General features: G+C 70.3%; 21 protein-coding genes. 5 read left to right on the forward strand and 16 right to left on the reverse strand.

The genetic code is table 11. The features are described 5' to 3' along the window. Positions 1–249: 249 nt before the first annotated feature. The 5 genes from ABT352_RS27855 to sigE form a co-directional block, all read right to left on the reverse strand. Positions 250–618, reverse strand: a complete 369-nt coding sequence (locus ABT352_RS27855) for a sec-independent translocase (protein WP_350947897.1) — start codon at positions 616–618, stop codon at positions 250–252. Between the two features lie 120 nt (positions 619–738). Next, on the reverse strand, positions 739–2370 hold the full coding sequence (locus ABT352_RS27860) for a S1C family serine protease (protein WP_350947898.1): 1632 nt from the start codon (positions 2368–2370) through the stop codon (positions 739–741). A 95-nt stretch (positions 2371–2465) separates the two neighbouring features. Beyond that, entirely contained in the window at positions 2466–3551 is a 1086-nt protein-coding gene (locus tag ABT352_RS27865; RefSeq protein WP_350947899.1) for a sigma-E factor regulatory protein RseB domain-containing protein, read from the reverse strand. Beyond that, positions 3548–4078, reverse strand: a complete 531-nt coding sequence (locus ABT352_RS27870; RefSeq protein WP_350947900.1) for an anti-sigma factor family protein — start codon at positions 4076–4078, stop codon at positions 3548–3550. The genes ABT352_RS27865 and ABT352_RS27870 overlap by 4 nt, the downstream gene beginning before the upstream one ends. A 52-nt stretch (positions 4079–4130) precedes the next feature. Beyond that, complete coding sequence (gene sigE, locus ABT352_RS27875) at positions 4131–4763, reverse strand: RNA polymerase sigma factor SigE (protein ID WP_350947901.1); 633 nt, start codon at positions 4761–4763, stop codon at positions 4131–4133. 171 nt (positions 4764–4934) lie between these two features. Here sigE and ABT352_RS27880 point away from each other — a divergent pair, with 171 nt between their 5' ends. Both ABT352_RS27880 and ABT352_RS27885 read left to right on the forward strand, forming a co-directional pair. Beyond that, positions 4935–5585 (forward strand): O-methyltransferase, encoded by a 651-nt coding sequence (locus tag ABT352_RS27880; protein WP_350947903.1) that lies wholly within the window; start codon positions 4935–4937, stop codon positions 5583–5585. Between the two features lie 336 nt (positions 5586–5921). Next, positions 5922–6146, forward strand: coding sequence for a hypothetical protein (locus ABT352_RS27885; protein WP_350947904.1), 225 nt, complete (start codon positions 5922–5924; stop codon positions 6144–6146). Positions 6147–6412: 266 nt separating this feature from the next. Here the strand turns inward: ABT352_RS27885 and ABT352_RS27890 are convergent, their stop codons facing one another. Both ABT352_RS27890 and ABT352_RS27895 read right to left on the reverse strand, forming a co-directional pair. Continuing rightward, positions 6413–7912: a leucyl aminopeptidase family protein gene (locus tag ABT352_RS27890; protein ID WP_350947905.1), complete on the reverse strand. Its 1500-nt coding sequence runs from the start codon at positions 7910–7912 to the stop codon at positions 6413–6415. A gap of 207 nt (positions 7913–8119) precedes the next feature. Continuing rightward, positions 8120–8287, reverse strand: coding sequence for a DUF3117 domain-containing protein (locus tag ABT352_RS27895; RefSeq protein ID WP_084195322.1), 168 nt, complete (start codon positions 8285–8287; stop codon positions 8120–8122). Positions 8288–8477: 190 nt separating this feature from the next. Here ABT352_RS27895 and ABT352_RS27900 point away from each other — a divergent pair, with 190 nt between their 5' ends. Beyond that, positions 8478–9260, forward strand: a complete 783-nt coding sequence (locus ABT352_RS27900; RefSeq protein ID WP_350947906.1) for a PaaX family transcriptional regulator — start codon at positions 8478–8480, stop codon at positions 9258–9260. A 120-nt stretch (positions 9261–9380) separates the two neighbouring features. Here ABT352_RS27900 and ABT352_RS27905 read toward each other — a convergent pair whose 3' ends face one another. Then, positions 9381–9965: a DNA-3-methyladenine glycosylase I gene (locus ABT352_RS27905; protein WP_350947907.1), complete on the reverse strand. Its 585-nt coding sequence runs from the start codon at positions 9963–9965 to the stop codon at positions 9381–9383. A 50-nt stretch (positions 9966–10015) separates the two neighbouring features. Beyond that, positions 10016–10954, reverse strand: coding sequence for a hypothetical protein (locus tag ABT352_RS27910; protein WP_350947908.1), 939 nt, complete (start codon positions 10952–10954; stop codon positions 10016–10018). A 41-nt stretch (positions 10955–10995) separates the two neighbouring features. Between ABT352_RS27910 and ABT352_RS27915 the strand changes: the two genes are divergently transcribed. After that, positions 10996–11574: a hypothetical protein gene (locus ABT352_RS27915; RefSeq protein ID WP_350947909.1), complete on the forward strand. Its 579-nt coding sequence runs from the start codon at positions 10996–10998 to the stop codon at positions 11572–11574. On the opposite strand, the gene ABT352_RS27920 is transcribed toward ABT352_RS27915, so the two are convergent. From ABT352_RS27920 to ABT352_RS27935, 4 genes are all read right to left on the reverse strand, one after another. Next, positions 11551–12138 (reverse strand): LOG family protein, encoded by a 588-nt coding sequence (locus ABT352_RS27920; protein ID WP_350947910.1) that lies wholly within the window; start codon positions 12136–12138, stop codon positions 11551–11553. The genes ABT352_RS27915 and ABT352_RS27920 overlap by 24 nt on opposite strands. Positions 12139–12175: 37 nt before the next feature. Continuing rightward, positions 12176–12970: an LOG family protein gene (locus ABT352_RS27925; RefSeq protein ID WP_350947911.1), complete on the reverse strand. Its 795-nt coding sequence runs from the start codon at positions 12968–12970 to the stop codon at positions 12176–12178. Between the two features lie 216 nt (positions 12971–13186). Then, positions 13187–14248, reverse strand: coding sequence for a succinyl-diaminopimelate desuccinylase (gene dapE, locus ABT352_RS27930; RefSeq protein WP_350947912.1), 1062 nt, complete (start codon positions 14246–14248; stop codon positions 13187–13189). Between the two features lie 177 nt (positions 14249–14425). Next, entirely contained in the window at positions 14426–15274 is an 849-nt protein-coding gene (locus tag ABT352_RS27935; protein ID WP_350947913.1) for a 2,3,4,5-tetrahydropyridine-2,6-dicarboxylate N-succinyltransferase, read from the reverse strand. Positions 15275–15342: 68 nt separating this feature from the next. Here ABT352_RS27935 and ABT352_RS27940 point away from each other — a divergent pair, with 68 nt between their 5' ends. Beyond that, entirely contained in the window at positions 15343–16167 is an 825-nt protein-coding gene (locus ABT352_RS27940) for a hypothetical protein (protein WP_350947914.1), read from the forward strand. Between the two features lie 177 nt (positions 16168–16344). Here the strand turns inward: ABT352_RS27940 and ABT352_RS27945 are convergent, their stop codons facing one another. The 3 genes from ABT352_RS27945 to fdxA form a co-directional block, all read right to left on the reverse strand. After that, complete coding sequence (locus ABT352_RS27945) at positions 16345–17022, reverse strand: DUF4178 domain-containing protein (protein WP_350947915.1); 678 nt, start codon at positions 17020–17022, stop codon at positions 16345–16347. Positions 17023–17033: 11 nt separating this feature from the next. Further along, a complete protein-coding gene (gene dapC, locus ABT352_RS27950) occupies positions 17034–18113 on the reverse strand; it encodes a succinyldiaminopimelate transaminase (RefSeq protein ID WP_350947916.1) in 1080 nt (359 codons plus the stop codon). Positions 18114–18363: 250 nt separating this feature from the next. After that, on the reverse strand, positions 18364–18690 hold the full coding sequence (gene fdxA / locus ABT352_RS27955) for a ferredoxin (protein WP_344902423.1): 327 nt from the start codon (positions 18688–18690) through the stop codon (positions 18364–18366). Between the last annotated feature and the right edge of the window lie 32 nt (positions 18691–18722).

The raw sequence follows: 18722 nt of genomic DNA on the forward strand, positions 1-18722 counted from the left end.
AGCCCGCGCCCACCGCCCGGGCCCCGGGGCCCTGGCCCCGCCGCCCCCGCGCCCGCCCGCCGGGGGGCGCCCCCGTACGGGGGCCCGCCGCCGTCGGCCGTGTGAGGCGCACCTCAGCCGCGCGAAACGGAAAAACTACGCAAAGTTCAAATGGCTGGTGTGCCGACACGCGACCTTGCCGGGGAAACCAGACCCGAAAGGAATCGGTCACCCGGCCGGGAGACCCGGCCGGCGTTCGGAGACGGGACGCTAGGTCGCGTCGGAGTCGTACGGGGGGATCTCGCCGTACCCCAGCTCCCCGCCGCCGCTCATCGCGTGGTGGTCGGCCGCCGGTTCCGCGGTGGCGGTGGTCTTCGAAGTGCCGTTCAGATCGTCCTCAAGATCGGCGATGAGGTGCTTTCTGACGAAGTTCTTCGGGTTGAGGTCGGCCGGGTCGAAGTCGGCGAACTCGGGACCGAGCCCCGACCGCAGGTCGTCTCTCGCGTTGTTGGCCATCCGGCGCAGGTTGCGTATCGTCTTGCCCGCCTGCGAGGCGGCCTGGGGCAGTTTCTCCGGGCCGAAGACGAGAAGGGCGATCACCACCAGCGCCACGATCTCAGGCCAGCCGAGTCCGAACACGGTGATCTCCTACCGGGAGGAAGGTGCCAGAGGCACCTCTCCGGCCACACGCCGGAGAGGTTCCACACTAACGCCCCCACCGGTGAGCACGCGCCTCACCCCGCCTCTCAAAAGGGCCGCTCAGGAGGGTTGGGGTGAGGGCTGCTCGGGGGCGGTGCCGACGGTGACGGTCGCGGTCTTCTCCTCACCGCCGCGCTGGTACTTGACCGCGAGCTTCTCACCGGGAGCCCTGTTACGGATCATGGCGATCAGCTCGTTGCCGTCCTGGAGCACAACACCGTCGATCTCCAGGATGACGTCTCCGGGCTTGAGGCCCGCCTGTGCCGCGGGGCCGTTCGGCTCGACCGGCTGGGTGCCCTGCCTGGACTCGGTGGCGATGCGCACCCCGACGCCCTGGTAGGTCGGGTCGATCGCGACGCCGATGCGCGACTTCTTCGCCTTGCCCGTGGTGATCAGCTCCTCGGCGACCCGCCTGGCGTGGTTCACCGGGATGGCGAAGCCGAGGCCGATGCTGCCGCTCTGGCCGCCGACCGACCTGCCGAGCGTGGCGATCGCCGAGTTGACGCCGATCACCTCACCGTTCACGTTGACCAGCGGTCCCCCCGAGTTGCCGGGGTTGATGGCCGCGTCGGTCTGCACGGCGCTGAGCCAGGTGGTGTCGGAGCTGTTCTCCTCACCCGCCTGGACGGGCCGGTTGAGCGAGCTGACGATGCCGGAGGTCACGGTGCCGGTCAGGCCCAGCGGGGATCCGATCGCGATGACCGGGTCTCCCACGACCACGTTGTCCGAGTTGCCGAGAACGATCTCGGGGGCGCCGAAGGTCTCCGCGGGCTTGACCACGGCCAGGTCGGACTCGGGGTCACGGCCCACGACGACGGCCGAGGTGGACTTGCGGTTGTTGAACTGGATCTGGATCTGGACGCGCGAGTCGGCGTTGGCCACCACGTGGTTGTTGGTCACCACGTAGCCGCCCTTGATCAGGAAGCCCGAACCGGTGCTGGAACTCGCCCCGCCCTCGACGGCGAGTGACACCACGCTGGGCAGGACCTTCGAGGCCACGCCCGCGACCGACTCCGGAGGCCGGACGTTGGAGCCCGTCGGCGCCCCGCCCAGGCTGAAGGAGGGGTCGCGCCCCGAGCCCGCGGGCTTGGTGAGGAGATAGGTGCCGACGCTGCCGAGCGTGGAGGCGAGCAGCGCGATCACCAGGCCGAGGATCACCAGCGTGGTGGTGCGAGGCCCACTCCTGGCGGGCCTGGGCGGCGAACCGCCGAAGCCGCCGAAACCTCCGGGGCCCACGGGGGCCCCGGGCGGCGGCGCCCACCCGGGTCCCATGCCGAACGCCTGGGTGGGCGGAGGGGGCTGAGCGGACTGGGAGGCGAAGACCATCGTGTCCTGCCTGGGCGGCCTGCCCGAGGGGTCGCCCCAGCTGTGGCCCACGGGACCGGGGCCCTGGTCGCCCTCGTCGGGCGGCAGGTGCCTGTCGTGGTGGAGCGGCTCTGGCTGGTCCTGCGGCCTGCCCCACCGGGCGTGGTCGGACTGGGCGCCCGGCCGGCTCCAGTCGTCGTCGCGGGGCTGCTCGGCCTGGAAGGGAGCACCCTCTCCGGCGGGCAGGAACTCGGGACGGGAGAACTCGGGGCCGGATAAGTCGGGGCGGCGGGACTCCTGGGTCTCGTGTCCGCCGTCGGCGAATTCCGACGGCGTACGGCCCTCAGCATCGTTCGCCTCGCGGGCAGTACGGGCGTCGTCGGTCATCGAATACTCACTACTCCTTGACTCGCGGACGGCCGCTCACCGGTGCAACCCGGCAATCTTCCCCCGAGTGGCATACGCGATGTGTAAAGCACGCGCTATCCGAAGGGATTGACCCAGGAGAGCAGACGGCTGGCACCGCGGCCGAGCCGCGTCCAGAGATCGGGAACGGGCTCGTGCGGCAGCGCCGCGACAGCGGCGTCGACCATGTCGGCCGGCGCGTCGGCAAAGACAGTGTAGACATGACCCCCACTCGCCCAGATCGTCTCCTGCACAGCAGGGTCTCGAATCCAGATCGTATGCCCCTTACGCCGTTCCGCATGCCAACCCTGGAGACGTTCTTCGTCAAGCATCCCAGACTGGATAAAAACCGACACAACTGACAGACCATCTGAATACCCGAGATACACGTATCCGGAAGGGACGATGCGAGCGGCGAAGAGCTCCAGCCGTCCCGGCAGGGTGTGGGGGAGACGCAGCCCCTCGGCCTCCATCCGCGGCAGCTCGGCCAGGTCAAGGCCACCGGCCGCCATCGCGGGCGCCGCGCTCCTCACCACCGGATCGAGGGTCAGGTCGACGAAGGCTCCGGCCCTGACGACCCGCCCCTTCGTGTCCATGAGCTCGCGGCGCAGCACCGGGCCTCCGTCCCGGTCGAGCCAGTAGCGGGCGGCGACCGTGCCGTCGACCCGCAGGACGTTCACCAGGCGGGCCGGGCGCCCGCAGGCGAAGCCCTCCCCCGCGTCCACGACCCGGTAGTTGCGGGCCATGACCTCGAGCATCACCTCGGACGGGCTGGACATGCCCCCGGCCGGGGTGCCGGGATCGGCGTTCCGCACCGAACCCGAGGGGGCGGCATCTCCCACGGACCCCGAGGATCCCGAGGACCCCGAGGACCCCGAGGACGCGGTGCGTACCGTCAACCCCTTTCCCGGGACGTTGCGCACCTCCAACACCTCGGAGACGGCACCCGAGGTGCCCCAGGAGGTGACGTACTGGGTGCCGGAGTATCCGCGGGAGCGGCCCGCGGCCGCCGCCTCGCGGAGCAGGTGCAGGCCGGTGTCCTCGCTCTCGACGTCGTCCGGCGGCGCGACGTGCGGGGACCGGACGGCGTGTGCCGTACCGCCCGTCACCAGCCCCAGCAGCATGAGAGCGGCCAGGATGACCGTGGCGGGCAGCCGGATCACGGAGAGGGGGAGAGAGTCGGCGTCGCCGACCCGCCATAGGGCGCGGTGTTCCTGTGCTGGTTGGCGAACATGTCGACCGGCGGCACGATGCGCGGGTTGGGATCGGCCCCGCCTACCACGAACAGGGTCCCGATGGCCACGGCCGCCGAGGCGACGCCCACCGCGACGTAACCCGCCCTGCGCGCGCGGCGGGGTCCTCCGGCACGGCCCCTGGGCCGGTTGTCGGGGGGTGCGATGCCGTGCATGCTCGGAATGGGCGCGCCACCGAAGGTGCGTGCGGCCCGAAAGGGGCGCTCACGCGGCGGCAACGGGCCGCCGGGCTCGGCCATTCGCAGCAGGGACATCGTCAGGTCGGTCGGCATCGCCGGACCGTCGAGGGAGCGCAACCGGCTCTTCAGGGCCCGCACGGCGTCGACCTCGGCCCTGCAGGGGGCACAGAAGGTCAGGTGCGAGAGGGCACGGTCGCGCTCGTGGTGATTCAGCTCACCGTCGACCAGCGCGGAAACGCGTTCTCCGAGGTGACTCATGCGCACTCCTTGCCAAGTGGCTCGTCGTGACATTCGTCATGACTGTGGTTTCTCATGCGAATTCCTCCCCGTGAGTAACGTTCGGGGGGAATTGATCGTTCCGCGGCGCACGGTGATCCAGCGCCTCACGCAACTGCGACCGCCCACGGTGGATCCTGCTGCGGACGGTGCCGAGCTTCACGCCCAGCGTCGCCGCGATCTCCTCGTAGGACAGCCCCTCGATGTCACACAGGACGACGGCCGCACGGAACTCGGGCGCGAGCGCGTCGAGTGCCGCCTGGATGTCGGGCTCCAGATGGGTGTCGTCGTACACCTGGGCGGGAGAAGGCTCGCGTCCGCGCAACCGCTCGGCGGCGTCGTCGGCGAGCCCCTCGAACCTGATGCGCTGCTTGCGCCGCGCCATGTCGAGGAACAGGTTGGTGGTGATGCGGTGCAGCCAGCCCTCGAAAGTGCCCGGCGTGTAGTTGGACAACGACCTGAAGACCCGGACGAAGACCTCCTGGGTGAGATCCTCCGCATCGTGCACGTTCCCGGTCAGCCGATAGGCCAGCCGGTATACGCGCGCAGAGTGCGTCCGCACCACCTCCTCCCAGGTGGGAGGCGTCCAGTCGGACATGGGAGCTTCCGCCTGGTGGTCGGAACCCTCCACCGGCACTCCTCTCTCAGGGGCCACCGCTATCGCCATAGTGCCTGGTTTCGTCCCTTCGTGCGCACTCACTACCTTCAGGACCGGCAAAGGCCGCTTAAACCGTGCAACGCACCGGGGGTGACATGAGTTCCCGATCGGGCCTGCCTCCCTTAGGCTGCGACCCAGCGCCTATATGACTGTGTACGGAGAAAGCGGGAGGAGAGGCCGATGGCAGAGACGCCGACAAGTCCGTTGGAGGCCACTCTGGCCTATGCCGACGAGTTCCACAGGGAGGACGACATCCTGCGGGCCGCGCGCATGCGCGGCGCGGAGGTGGGGGCACCCCCGATCCTGCCCGGCGGCGGCGCCGCTCTCTGCTTCCTCGCCACCGCCATCAACGCCCGTGCCGTCGTGGAGATCGGCACCGGTTGCGGCGTGTCGGGGCTGTGGCTGCTCCGCGGCATGCGCCAGGACGGCACGCTCACCAGCGTGGACGTGGAACCCGAGCACCAGCGGCTGGCCAGGCAGAGCTTCGCCCAGGCCGGATTCTCCGGCGGCCGGATCCGCCTGATCACCGGCCGCGCCCTCGACGTGCTCCCCCGTCTCTCCGACGGCGGCTACGACCTGGTCTTCTGCGACGGCGCCATGCACGAGTACGCCGACTACCTGGCCGAGTCCGTCCGCCTGCTGCGGGTCGGCGGCATCGTCGTCTTCGACAACGCCCTCTGGGGCAACAGGGTGGCCGACCCCTCGCAGCGGGATCCGGAAACGGTCGTCATCAGGGAACTGGGCAAGCTGGTCCGCTCCGACGAGCGGCTCCGCCCGCTGATGATGCCCCTGGGAGACGGCATCCTGGCGGCCGTCAAACTCGCCGACTGAGCCGGCTACGGGCGTCCCGTGCGCCGAGACGCTCAAGCCGGCTCCCGGTGCGCCCGAACGGTCGCCTCGCATGGAGAGAGCCGGTTCTCGGGCGGCCCTGACGATGTCCACGGTGCCGTCGGGGCGGGTCCACCCCGTCCACCGGCCGGCGTCTCGACCTTCACCGCCCGCGACACACCCCGAAACCTGGCAATACCGTTCACACGGGTCCGGCAAGCGATCACCAAGATCCTGGGAGACGCGCGTCAATCCTCTATCGGCCGGAAACGATGCCGATAAGGCCATGTCGCCACAACGCGGGCCTTTCCCACGATCACCGATACACAGGGGTGCGCCATGACGGTTGCCGCCAAGCTCGACAAACTGCTCGACAAGGAGTACGAGGGGTCCGATCTTCACTCGCTTGCCAACGCGCCGGTCAGCGCGCTCTCCGGGGTGAGCGAGAGCGACGCCCAGGACCTGGCCAAGGCGTTCGGTATCAGGACCATCGGCGACCTCGGCCGCAACAAGCACTTCCGGGCCGCCGAGGCCATCGTCAGCCTCGCGGAGGCGAGCAGGTAGGAGTTGGTCCGGCGGGAGCGGCGGCCCGCACCGGACCCTTCGGGGGATCCGGTCCCGCGACCGCAGGCCGACCGGGAGCCAGGCCCACGGGCCTGGCTCCCGGCCTGGTCACCGCCAACCGCTCAGCGCCACGCGATCGGCGCGGACGGTCACCACCACCTGACTCGGCGCCACGTGGTCAGCCTGCCGTCCACCGCTGCTCGCTCAGCGCCACGTGGTCGGCATCGCCGACATGGTCGGCATGGTCGGCATGGTCGGCGCGGCTGTCACCGCCCCCCGATCGGCGCTCCCTGGAGCTCCGACAGCCATCCGAGCAGCAGACGCACGCCGTACCCGGTGGCCCCCTTGCTGAGAACGCCGTCGTCGGCGCCGCTGCGGCCGACATTCGCGATGTCCAGGTGCGCCCACGGCCGTCCGCCGGTGAACTCGCGCAGGAACAGCGCCGCGGTGACGGAGCCCGCGCCGTAGGTCGATCCCGCCTCGATGTTGGTCAGGTCCGCCACGGACGAGTCGAGCGCGGGAACGTAGTCGTCGATCAGGGGCATCCGCCAGAGCCGCTCCCCACTCGTCTCCCCCGCCCCGATCAGGGCGTCGGCCAGCTCGTCGTCGGAGGCGAAGACCGCGCCGAGATCCTTGCCCAGGGCGATGCCGATCGCCCCGGTCAGCGTGGCGATGTCGATCATGACGTCCGGCTTCAGCTCCGCGTCGGCGTACGCCAGCGCGTCGGCCAGGACCAGACGGCCCTCGGCGTCGGTGTTGAGCACCTCCACCGTCCGGCCCCCGTACTGCGTGATCACGTCGGAGGGGCGCTGGGCCGTGCCGGAGAAGGAGTTCTCGGCGGCGGCGACGAGGCCGGTGACCCGAACCCGCACGCCGAGCGCGGCCAGCGCGCCCAGGACCGCGATGACGACGGCTCCGCCGGCCATGTCGGTCTTCATGAACACCATGTTGCTCGTCGGCTTGAGCGAGATGCCGCCGGTGTCGTACGTGATGCCCTTGCCGACCAGGACCACGTGACCGGTCGCGTCCTCGGGCTCGTAGGAGAGCTGGATCAGCCGAGGCGGGCTCACCGATCCCTGGCCGACGGCGAGGATGCCGCCGAACCCGCCGGAGCGCAGCTCACGCTCGTCCCACACCCGCACCGCGACACCCCGCTCGGCGGCGCGCTCGGCGAGCCAGGCGGGTGACTTCACCGAGGAGGGGGTGTTGGTCAGGTCTCTGGCGAGCGCCACGGCCTCGGCCACCACCTCGGCGGCGGCGACCTCCGTCTCGACCCCGTCGCCGACGAACTCGAGCGTGACCGGGGAGGACTTCACCTCACCGACCCTGAAGGTGTACGTGGCCAGGAGCGCGCCCTCCACGAACGCGGACACCGGCCCGCTCGGGAGCACGATCCTGATGGCGTCCCTGCCCTTGCCGCGCCGCGCCACCGCCGCGCCCGCCTTGCGCAGGGTGGCCGGCGAACCGTCGCCGACCCCGTAGAGAAGCACCCGGCCGACGGCGTCGCCGTTCGCGACCGGAACCTCGACGATCTCGCCCGCCTCGCCCTTGACCTTGTGATGGGCGAGCAGCGCCGCCACCGGAACCGGCAGCTCGATATCGGGCGCGAGGTCCTCGGCGAAGGGGACGGCCAGCAACTCGGCGTCACCGGGAAGCGTGGTCCCGCCCCCCTCCCCTGCGGCCGGCTCCGCGCCCTCCGAGGACGCGACGGACAGCCCCTGCGCGTAGGGAACGCGCGGCAGGAGCAGATGGGGGGAGATGGGCATAGCGGTAACTCCAGTCATCAGGCCCGGCGTGGGGAGAGGCACCGGGGAGAACACCACGGCCCTGGCGCGAGCCACCGTGAGGCGGTCCGACGGCCAGGGCCGTGTCGTCGTCTGTCCATCGTCGGTCTCGCGGGCCGTCGCAGGTGTCATGCTCCCCGAGCAAGCTCAAATAGGGCCCGGCTCCACCACTTCTGGTTTAGATCGGGATCAACCGACGATTTTCTTCAGTTCCTCACCGAGGGCACTTGCCTCGTCCGCCGAGAGTTCGACGACAAGGCGGCCGCCACCCTCCAGGGGAACCCGCATGACGATGCCCCTGCCTTCCTTGACGACCTCCAGCGGACCATCACCGGTCCTCGGCTTCATAGCCGCCATGCGTGTATCCCTTCCTGCTTCGGGCTCCGGATCTCCGACTGACCCGAGGGTGGCCGACGCATTCACGTCTTCTGTGATGTCCTATTATCCCGCCTCCGCAGGGAGAATGGGAACGATCAATCTCAGCGTCGGCTCATCCGGCGATCAAGACCGTTGTCCAAGCCCCCTTCAGACGGCCAAACTTGTCCTCGTGAACGCCCGCGCCGCTCTCTTCGATCTGTACGGGGACCACCTCAGGTCCCGAGGCGGTCGCGCGTCCGTGGCCGCCCTCGTTCGTCTGCTCGCCCCGCTGGACATCGCGGCTCCCGCCGTCCGCACCGCCGTCTCACGGATGGTCCGGCAGGGCTGGCTCACACCGGCCCGGCTGCCCAGGGGACCCGGCTACGAGGTCACTCCCAAGTGCGTACGCCGCCTCGACGAAACCGCGCTAAGAATTTACCGAGTCGGAACGATCACGTGGAACGGCCGATGGCACATCCTCGTGGTGGAACCCGTGCGCGAGCGTCCCAGACGGGAGCGCCTGCGCTCGGATCTCTCCTTCATCGGATATGCCTCCCTGTCGGAGACGACCTGGATCGGACCGCGTCCCTCCCCGGAACTCGACGCGATCCTCGAAGGCGCGGATCTCGCCGCCGACCGGTTCGAGGCGGTGTTCGACGGTGACCCCGCCGCGCTCGTCGCCAGGACATGGGACCTGGACGCCATCGGGGCCGCCTACGAGGAGTGGATGACCCAGGCGACGGAGCTGGTCGGCGGGCTGCCCGACAACGCGGGCGGCGACCAGGTGTTCGCCACCCGGAGCAGGCTGCTGCACGGCTGGCGCAACTTCCTGTTCCGCGACCCCGGGCTCCCCGCGGAACTCCTGCCGCGAGGCTGGCCGGGAGAGAAGGCGAGAATCTACTTCGAGCACGAGGCCGGGCGGCTGCTCCCCGCCGCCGCCGCCTTCGTCGACCGCCAGCTCAACGAGGCCTGAAACCGCACACGGAGTTCACCGAGCCCGCCCGCTTCACGGGGCTCGAGGAAAAAGCCGCCGGGCACCGTCGTCTCCCCGCGTGAGAAGGTGACCCCGCGCCACAAGCCCTGAGGGAAAACGTCAGGCCCGGCGTATCCAGCAGTCGGCCAGGTGATCGTTGACCAGGCCGATGGCCTGCATCAGCGCGTAGGCGGTGGTCGGGCCGAAGAAACGGAAGCCGTGCGCCTTGAGCTCCTTGGCCAGTGCCTTGGAACCGGGGGTCTGGGCGGGCACGTCCGCGGGGGTCTTCGGTACGGGCGCGCCGGGGTCCGCGTGCTTCCAGACGAGGTCGGACAGGTCGACGTCGAGCGCGGCCCGCGCGTTCGCGATCGTCGCCTCGATCTTGGCCCGGTTGCGGACGATGCCCGCGTCGCCGAGCAGACGATCGACGTCCTCCTCGCCGAACGCGGCCACGGCCGGGATGGAGAATCCCGCGAAGGCCGCCCGGAAGTTCTCCCGCTTGCGCAGGATGGTGATCCACGACAGGCCGGACTGGAAGGACTCCAGCGAGATCCGCTCGAACACCTGGTCGTCACCGGTGACCGGACGCCCCCACTCCTCGTCGTGGTAGGCGATGTAGTCGGGGGCCGAGGTCGCCCAGCCGCAGCGCACGAGCCCTGGGGATTCCGCCGATTCCACGGGCTGCGCGAGAGTCTCGGATGTCACAGGCTCACCGTGAACCGGGGCGCCTGGAGCCACTGCCCGCGAGGTCTCGGTCACCGGGTGTCCTCCGTCTCCCGCTCCCCCGTACGGAGGCCGACGGATCCGGGAGACGATTTCTTCGAATCCGAAGTCTCGGACGAGGAAGACGAATCCGGCACCTGGGGCGGCTCGGACGGCCTGGCGAAAGGCGACACACCGGATGACCCGGACGCCTCAGACGCCTCGTCGGGCCTGGCAGTCTCCTCCGGCTCGGAATCCTTGGAAGGCACATCCTCCTCAGACCTGGGAGCCTTCTCCGGCTCGGAGCTCTTGGAGGGCCCGGCCTCCTCGGACCCGAGAGGCTCCTCCGGCTCGGAATCCTTGGAAGGCACATCCTCCTCGGGCTCATCCTCGGCCTTCGCCCCGTCAGAGAGCTTCTCGGACGCCTCGAAACCGTCCCCGCCGGAGGATCCGGACGTCTCATCCCCGGCACCCGAAACCACGCGCGAACCGCTGGACAACTCCTCGGGCGGCCCGAAACCGTCCCCGCCGAAGGGCCCGGATGACCTCTCACTCTCGGCACCCGAAACCACCCGCGACCCGCTCGACAATTCCTCGGGCGGCCCGAAACCGTCCCCGCCGGAAAGCTCGTACGGCGCCTCGGGGCCGCGCGGCGAGGTCCGGGAGCCGGGGTTGAGCTCGTGACGAGCCTGGAGCCGGCCGGCGAGCAACTCCGACACCCGCTGCTCCAGCACGGCGATCCTGGTGTCACGCTCGCTCAGTGCCCCGGCGACCCGGCTCAGCGTCTCGTCCACGCTCTGCGTGTTGTATCCGACGAGGCTCACCGGGAGTTGGAGGGCCATGAAGTCGACCGCGCCGAGCTGACCTGCCTGGGGCAGGTTCAGCGGGGGCACGTCGGGGGCGAACTCACTCAGCTCCCCTCCCCGGCCCATGGCGACGACCGTGACACCGGCGATAACGGCTACGGCAGCGAGAGCTAATACGACCAGCACATACGAATCGTGCCACATCTGCGCTGGCCTAGGATCGGATCATGACGTCCGCCCCCGGCTTGGCAGCCTTCGTCCTGCTCCGTCCCGGTGATCCGGGCGAGCCCGGCTGGGTCGAGGCCGCCTCGATCGGGGAGGTCGAGGAGCTCGCCCGTGCCGGGCGCACCGTGGTCGTCACTCCGGCCAGGCTCGCCGGTGTCACCATCGCCCCACCCGTACCGTCCGGCGACCTCGGGGAGTCCGACGAGGCCGAGGGCGGGGCGGACACGGCCGGAAACGCCGGAAGGGCGGACGCCAGGGCCGCAACAGCGGCCGCGGGCAACACCGGAGGCGGGCCGGACGCCGCAGCGGCCTCGGAAAAGGGCGCAGAAAACTCCAGGACCGGGACGAACGCCACCGGAACCCCAGCGACCTGGATGGACACCGCCGGAAACACCGCCGGAGACGCCGCGAGGGAGCGGGACGCCGAGGCCGCCGAGCTCACCGCGGCCTCGATCTGCGCGTGGGCCGGTGCCCGCGTCTTCCGTACGGACCGCGTCGAGCAGGTGCGGCTCGCGGTCGAGATGACCGACGCCCTCGCCGGGCGGCGACCGCCCGCGCTAACCCGCCGTGGCCTCGCCTAGCTCCTCCGCGCTCGGCTCCAGGTGCCTGGTCGACTTCTCCAGCAGCCGGAACGCCTCGTCGACCGTGGTGGCCCAGGAGATGGCGTCGAAGACGTTCGGGCGGGTGAAGCCCGCCTCCTCCATACCCTCTACCAGCTCCCGCAGCGGCTTGAAGATCCCCCAGGGATCGAGGACCACCAGCGGCTTGTCGTGCAGACCCAGGGTGCGGGACGTCCAGATCTCGAACAGCTCCTCCAGGGTCCCGATGCCGCCGGGCAGGACCAGGAAGGCGTCGGAGCGGGCGTCCATCACGCCCTTGCGCTCACGCATGTCGGTGGTGACCACCAACTCGTCGGCGTTCTCGTCCGCGAGCTCGATGTCGACCAGCGACTGAGGGATCACTCCGATGGTCCGGGCGCCGCCCGCACGGGCCGCACGGGCCACGGCTCCCATGCAGGACACCCTGGCCCCGCCACTCACCAGGGAGTGGCCGCGCCTGGCTAGCTCGGTGCCGACCTGCTCCGCCAGCTCCAGATACTTCTTGTCGATCTTCTGACTCGACGCGAGGAATATGCAAATGAACACGCGCCGACCCTATTCGGCGTGGCCGAACACGCGCCAACTATTCGGCGTCACCGACCGTGGACATGGCCGCCTTCCGTTCGTCCTCCAGTAGGCGGCCCCTCTTGCTGTCGGCGTCCACGATGATCCGGACCGCCTCGTCGACGTCGTCGGTGACGTGGATGAGATTCACGTCCACCGGAGAGATCTTGCCCGTTGTCACGAGGGTGTTCTTGATCCAGTCGATCAGGCCGCCCCAGAACTCCGTCCCCATCAGCACCACGGGGAAGGAGGTGACCTTCCGGGTCTGGACCAGGGTGAGCGCCTCGAAGAGCTCGTCCATGGTGCCGAAACCGCCGGGCAGCGTGACGAATCCGCAGGAGTACTTCACGAACATGGTCTTGCGGACGAAGAAGTAGCGGAACTCGATGCCGAGATCGACGTACTCGTTCATGCTCTGCTCGAAGGGCAGCTCGATGCCCAGGCCGACCGAGACGCCGTCCGCCTCCACGGCTCCCCTGTTGGCGGCCTCCATGCAGCCGGGGCCGCCACCGGTGATCACGGCGTAGCCCGCCTCGGACAGCTTCCTGCCCAGCTGAACCCCCATCTCGTACTCGGGGGTGCCCTCGGGGGTGCGCGCGGACCCGAAGACGGTGACCGCCTGGGGCAGCTCGGCGAGGTGACCGAAGCCCTCCACGAACTCGGCCTGGATGCGCATCACCCGCCACGGATCCATGTGCAGCCAGTCGGCGGGACCCCTCCGATCAAGAAGCCGCTGGTCGTGGGTGGACTCGGAGACGAGGTCACCACGGACCACGGCGGCCCCCTGGCGACGCTCCGGACGTGTTTTCTTCATGCGGGCCACCGTAACGTCGTCTCAGAAAAATCTTGAAAAATCTCCATGAAAACATGGAACCGGACTTTGAACAGCGCACGTCTAACCGAACGAGGGTGCTGCTCGGGACTGAAAGTGGCTTTCCCCGCCAAATGGCCGGCGAGGAAAGCCACTTTCATTTGCACCGCCCCTCCAGGCTCTCGCACGCCGAGGCCCGCGCACGCCGCGAACAAGCCCTCACGACAGCCAGCCGAGCATTCCGCGCTCGCAGTCGGCGATCTTCGCCAACGAGACGAACTCCTCCTTCTGGTGCGCCAGGTTCGGATCCCCGGGACCGTAGTTGACCGCGGGCACGCCCAGGCCGGAAAAGAGCGAGACGTCGGTCCAGCCGAGCTTGGCCCGCGGCGTGCCGCCCACGGCCTCGACGAAGGCCGACGCCGTCGGATGGGTCAGGCCGGGCCGCGCGGCGGCGGCGCCGTCGGTGAAGCGGACCTCGTACCCGTCGAAGACCTCGCGTACGTGGGCGCGCGCCTCGTCCAGCGACAGGTCGGGAGCGAAGCGGTAGTTCACGGTCACCACGCACTCGTCCGGGATCACGTTGCCCGCGATGCCGCCGCCGATGCCCACCGCGTTCAGTCCCTCGTGATACTCCAGGCCGTCCACGACGGGAAGTCTCGCCTCGTAGGCGTTCAGGATCGCGAGCACCGGCTGGGCGGCGTGGATCGCGTTGATCCCGAACCAGGACCTGGCGCTGTGCGAGCGCTTGCCCCGGATGACGATCTGGGCTCGGAGCGTGCCCTGGCAGCCGCCCTCGATCACGCCGTCGGTGGGCTCCATGAGCACGGCGAAGTCACCCGCGAGCCAGTCGGGACGGGTGCGGCTGAGGCGGAGCAGCCCGTTACGCTCGGCCTCGATCTCCTCGCAGTCGTAGAAGACGTAGGTCACGTCCCTGCTGGGCTCGGGAAGGGTGGCCGCGAGTTTCAGCGCGACCGCGACACCGGCCTTCATGTCCGAGGTGCCGCAGCCGTACAGCCGGTCTCCCTCGACCCGGCTGGGCAGGTTGCCCGCGACGGGAACGGTGTCGAGGTGCCCGGCGACCACCACCCGCTCGCCGCGGCCCAGATGAGTGCGGGCCACGATCGACTCGCCGTCGCGTTCGACGGTGAGGTGCCGTAGCGGCCTCAGGGACTCCTCCACGGCGTCGGCCAGGGCCTTCTCGCCGCCGCTGACCGACTCGACGTCCACGATCCTGGCGGTGAGCTCCCCGACATCCTGCGTGAGGTCCAGACGCGTACTCATGCCCGCGACCCTAGTGCCCGCACGAGTCTCACGCCCACGCCCGGGTGCCCGCACGAGATCCCACGCCCCGGGAGCCCGCACGAGGTCCCGCCCCCTGGGAAACCCGCCGTGCCCGTGCCGGACCCGAACGGTCCTCCCGTCCCACCCGCGCCCCCACCGGTCCGGGCGCCGACGGCCCTATCCGCGCAGGACGCGGTCGAGTTCGGCCCTGCCGGGCCTGTGGCCGTCCTTCAGGCGTTCGAGCACCAGGACGCAACCCAGGCCGAAGGCGCCGCCGGGAAACTCGCGCCGACGGGTGCCTCCGGTCGCCACGCACCAGTCGGGGACGCGCCCCGGCTCCAGCTCCTCGCCCGTCCGCACGTCGATCACCGGGGTCGAGCCCGACAGGATCGTCCCGGCGCCGACCACGGCACCCCGTCCCACCCGGGCTCCATCGGCGATCACCGCCCGGCCGCCGATCATCGCACCGTCCTCGACGATCGCGGGCACCGTTCGTTCCTCGGCGGCGAGGAAGGCCTCCCCGTCGTCGGGGTCGCCGCTCTCCCCGACGCCGACTCCCCCGGACAGGTGGACGTTCCTGCCGATCTGGGCGCACGAGCCGATCGAGGCCCACGCGCCCACCGTGCTGCCCTCGTCCACGTGGGCGCCGATGTCGACGAACGAGGGCATCAGCACGACGCCCGGCGCCAGGTAGGAGCCCCAGCGGGCGATCGCCCCCGGTACGACGCGCACCCCCTCGACGGAGGCCTTCAGCGGGACGCGGTCGTGGTGGTGGAAGTCGCCCACCTGGGACCTGGACGCGCCGAGCACCAGGAACGCGAGCATGACGGCCCGCCGGGCGCGCTCGTCCACGACCACCTCGCCGGCGCGGGAGACCCCGGCGACCCGGACCTTGCCGCTGTCGAGCATGTCCACCGCGCTCACGACGACGGCGCGGGCCTCGGTGTCGGCGGGACTCAACTCGGCCCTGCGCCGCCACAGCTCGTCGACGGCCGCGGGCAGCGGGCCGGCATCGCTCTGGGTCATGGCCGGAGCCTACGTTCGCGGCGTTCCACCAGACCGCGCAATCGCTGGGGACCTGTAGGTTCTTGACCGTGCGACGGCGCTTCTCAAAAGGGGTCATCGCGATCATCGCGATCGTGACCGTGCTCGCGGTGGCCATCACCGTGGGTCTTCTCAGCCTTCTCAGAAAGGTGACACCGCTCGTCGACCTCGGTGAGGGATGCAAGATCACTACGCCAGAGGGCTCTCTGGAGCTGGACCTCGAACAGGCCAAGGTGGCCGCGGTCATCGCGGCCGTCGCGGCCCGCAGAAAGCTGCCCGAGCGGGCCGTGGTGATCGCCTACGCCACCGGCATCCAGGAGTCCAAGCTGGAGAACTTGACGGGCGGCGACCGCGACTCGGTCGGCGTGTTCCAGCAGCGCCCCTCCCAGGGGTGGGGTAGGCCCGAGCAGCTCGTCGACCCCGTCTACGCGTCGGGAAGGTTCTTCTCCGCGCTGGTGAAGGTGCGAAACTACCGCAGGCTGCCGCTCCACGAGGCGGCCCAGGCCGTGCAACGCTCGGCGGACGGGTCGGCGTACGCCCAGCACGAGGAGGACGGGAAGGTTCTCGCGGCGGCGTTCACCGGGCGCGTGCCCAAGGCGGTGCACTGCTGGTTCCCCGCCCCGACGGGCAAGACCCCGCTCCCCGACGAGCGGAGGGCCGCGCGCGAGCTCGCCAGGGCGCTCGGAGCGGGCAGTGCCTTCGAGCCCTCCTCGCGCAGGCGCGGCTGGCTGGTGGCCGCCTGGTCGATCGCCCACGCCAAGGAGTTCGGGCTGGGAGGGATCCGCTACGACGGCCAGGCATGGACGGCCGCGAAAAGCCACGACGGCTGGCGGGCCGACCCGAAAGCCTCCGCCAGGAAAGTCGATCTGTCCTGATCGTCCGTGACCTGCCGGGGACGGCGGCCCCGCACACCCCGCATTTCGTACACCGTGAGTGAGGAGCCCGGCGGGCCCCACCGCGACTCGCTACGCGACGAGTGCGTCCACGTCGCGACCGGACAGGTCGGGTTCGGGTCGACGTACAGGACGTCGGAGTGATCGGGGGCGTGTGGCCTAGCTGCCCTTCTTCTTTTCGATCTTGATCGTGCCGGGGGCGAGGGGCTGGGCGTGGGAGGCACTCCAGCGCTTGCCCTGGAGGCGTTCGAAGCTGAGCAGGCGGCCGTCGGCGGCCCGGTAGTCGGCGAAGTCGAGCAGGCCCCGCTCGGGCATCGAGGTGACCCCCTCGCCCCGGAAGGCCGCGGTGCCCCGGTCGACGGGGAAGAAGTCGACCCCCTCGACGCTCAGCGTGGCCTTGGCGGGGATCATGCCCTCCGTGGGCACCTGCGTCCACAGCAGCACCTCAAGGTGCGGCGGATCATCGGTGGCCAGCCCGGGGCGCATCTGGATCGAGAGCCACTGGGGGCGGCGGGTGCCGTCGTCGAGGCGGTACTCGGTCCACTGGGTGCCCTGCCACGACAGGTACAGGGCGCCGAGGACCCTGCTGCGGACCCCCTGGCACTCGATCGTGTCGCCGACCCTGATCGTGCGGGGGTCGGGGTAGTCGATGCCGACATGGCCCGCGGACGGTTGGGCCGACGGCTGCGCGGCCTCAACCGAGGGCAGGGGCGTCTCGCCGGAGCGCTCGGACTCGTCGGCCTCCCTGTCCTGACGCGTCGTCGTGAGGAACGCGACGAACAGCAGGACGAGCGTGGCCATACTCAGTCCGAGTATCACGACGACCTCGGGGGTCATGCCGCGCGATCCTACTGGAGGCGCCGCACCGCCGCAGCGACGCGTTCGTCGTCGGCCGTCACGGCGATCCTGATGTGCCTCTCGCCCGCGGTCCCGTAGAAGTCGCCGGGCGCGACCAGGATTCCCTTCCCGGCCAGCGCGCGAACCTGCTCCCAGCAACCGGCTCCGTTGGACGCCCACAGGTACAGGCCCGCGGTGGAGTGCTCGATCTTCCAGCCGGCCGCCTCCAGGGCGGGGCGGAGCGCCGCACGACGGGCGGCGTAGCGGGCCCGCTGCTCCTCGGCGTGCTCGTCGTCGTCCAGGGCCACGGCCATCGCCGCCTGGACCGGCGCCGGCATGATCATGCCGGCGTGCTTGCGTATCTCCAGCAGCCGCTTGACCAGCGCGGGGTCTCCCGCGACGAACCCGGCCCGGTAACCGGCCAGGTTGGAGCGCTTGGACAGCGAGTGCACCGCGAGCAGGCCCTCGTGCGAGCCGCCGCAGACGTCCGGGTGCAGGATCGAGACCGGCCGCTCCTCCCAGCCCAGCTCGATGTAGCACTCGTCGGAGGCCACGACCGCGCCGTGCTCACGCGCCCACGAGACGACCTTGCGCAGGTGCTCGGCGGGCAGCACCCTGCCGGTCGGGTTGGACGGGGAGTTCACCCAGACCAGCGGCACCCGCTCGGGACCGAGCGCGAGCAGCCCGTCGGTGGCGTACGGCTCGGCGCCCGCGAGCCGCGCTCCCACGTCGTAGGTGGGGTAGGCGAGCTCGGGCAGGATCACCCGCTGCCCCGGGCCGACACCGAGCAGCGTCGGCAGCCAGGCCACGAACTCCTTGGAACCGATCAGCGGCAGCACGTTCGCCTGGTCGAGGATCACGCCGTGCCTGCGTCGCAGCCACCCGGCGGCGGCCGAGCGGAGGCGCTCGGTGCCGTACGTCAGCGGGTATCCGGGACTGTCGGAGGCGTCCGCGAGAGCCTGCCGCACGATGGCGGGCACCGGGTCGACGGGCGTGCCCACCGACAGGTCGACGATCCCGTCCGGGTGCGACGCCGCGAGCTCCTTCAGCGGCGTGAGCCGGTCCCACGGGAAGTCCGGCAGGCCGTTCATCGGAGCCTCGCCGGGACGCTCGAAGCCGCTGACCGGTCGGGAGTGGCGTTCATGGTGATCAGCCGTCGTCTTTCACTGGAACTGGGCCCGCCGATGACGTGGCGAGGGATTTCGCCGGAACGGCGTCCGGCGACGGCGGTGCGATTCACCGGAACAGGGTCCGGCGATGGCGGTGGATTCGCCGGAACGGGGTCCGGCGACGGCGGTGCGAGGGGACGGCCGTCGCGGCCGCCCCCTCGGACACCGGCTTCTAGTGGCTCTCGGCCTGCGGGGGCAGGGCCGCGACGACCGGGTGGTCCTTCTCGATCTTGCCGACCTTGGAGGCGCCGCCGGGCGACCCCAGGTCCTCGAAGAAGTCCACGTTCGCCTTGTAGAAGTCCTTCCACTGCTCGGGAAGGTCGTCCTCGTAGAAGATGGCCTCCACCGGGCACACCGGTTCGCACGCGCCGCAGTCGACGCATTCGTCGGGGTGGATGTAGAGCATCCGCTCACCCTCGTAGATGCAATCGACAGGGCACTCCTCGATGCACGCCTTGTCCAGGACGTCCACGCAAGGCTGCGCGATGACGTAGGTCACCTCGGGCTCCTTCTTCTTTACGCACCTAGGCA

Source organism: Streptosporangium sp. NPDC000563, assembly GCF_040299985.1.
Taxonomy (GTDB): Bacteria; Actinomycetota; Actinomycetes; order Streptosporangiales; family Streptosporangiaceae; genus Streptosporangium.

What these genes read in the sequence shown, in the direction of transcription:
- ABT352_RS27880 (WP_350947903.1), top strand. Translation starts at nt 4,935, where the DNA reads ATGGCAGAGACGCCGACAAGTCCGTTGGAGGCCACTCTGGCCTATGCC.
- dapE (WP_350947912.1), bottom strand. Translation starts at nt 14,248, where the DNA reads ATGAGTACGCGTCTGGACCTCACGCAGGATGTCGGGGAGCTCACCGCC.
- ABT352_RS27935 (WP_350947913.1), bottom strand. Translation starts at nt 15,274, where the DNA reads ATGACCCAGAGCGATGCCGGCCCGCTGCCCGCGGCCGTCGACGAGCTG.
- ABT352_RS27925 (WP_350947911.1), bottom strand. Translation starts at nt 12,970, where the DNA reads ATGAAGAAAACACGTCCGGAGCGTCGCCAGGGGGCCGCCGTGGTCCGT.
- ABT352_RS27890 (WP_350947905.1), bottom strand. Translation starts at nt 7,912, where the DNA reads ATGCCCATCTCCCCCCATCTGCTCCTGCCGCGCGTTCCCTACGCGCAG.
- ABT352_RS27885 (WP_350947904.1), top strand. Translation starts at nt 5,922, where the DNA reads ATGACGGTTGCCGCCAAGCTCGACAAACTGCTCGACAAGGAGTACGAG.
- ABT352_RS27915 (WP_350947909.1), top strand. Translation starts at nt 10,996, where the DNA reads ATGACGTCCGCCCCCGGCTTGGCAGCCTTCGTCCTGCTCCGTCCCGGT.
- ABT352_RS27895 (WP_084195322.1), bottom strand. Translation starts at nt 8,287, where the DNA reads ATGGCGGCTATGAAGCCGAGGACCGGTGATGGTCCGCTGGAGGTCGTC.
- ABT352_RS27945 (WP_350947915.1), bottom strand. Translation starts at nt 17,022, where the DNA reads ATGACCCCCGAGGTCGTCGTGATACTCGGACTGAGTATGGCCACGCTC.
- ABT352_RS27870 (WP_350947900.1), bottom strand. Translation starts at nt 4,078, where the DNA reads ATGAGTCACCTCGGAGAACGCGTTTCCGCGCTGGTCGACGGTGAGCTG.
- ABT352_RS27860 (WP_350947898.1), bottom strand. Translation starts at nt 2,370, where the DNA reads ATGACCGACGACGCCCGTACTGCCCGCGAGGCGAACGATGCTGAGGGC.
- sigE (WP_350947901.1), bottom strand. Translation starts at nt 4,763, where the DNA reads ATGGCGATAGCGGTGGCCCCTGAGAGAGGAGTGCCGGTGGAGGGTTCC.
- dapC (WP_350947916.1), bottom strand. Translation starts at nt 18,113, where the DNA reads ATGAACGGCCTGCCGGACTTCCCGTGGGACCGGCTCACGCCGCTGAAG.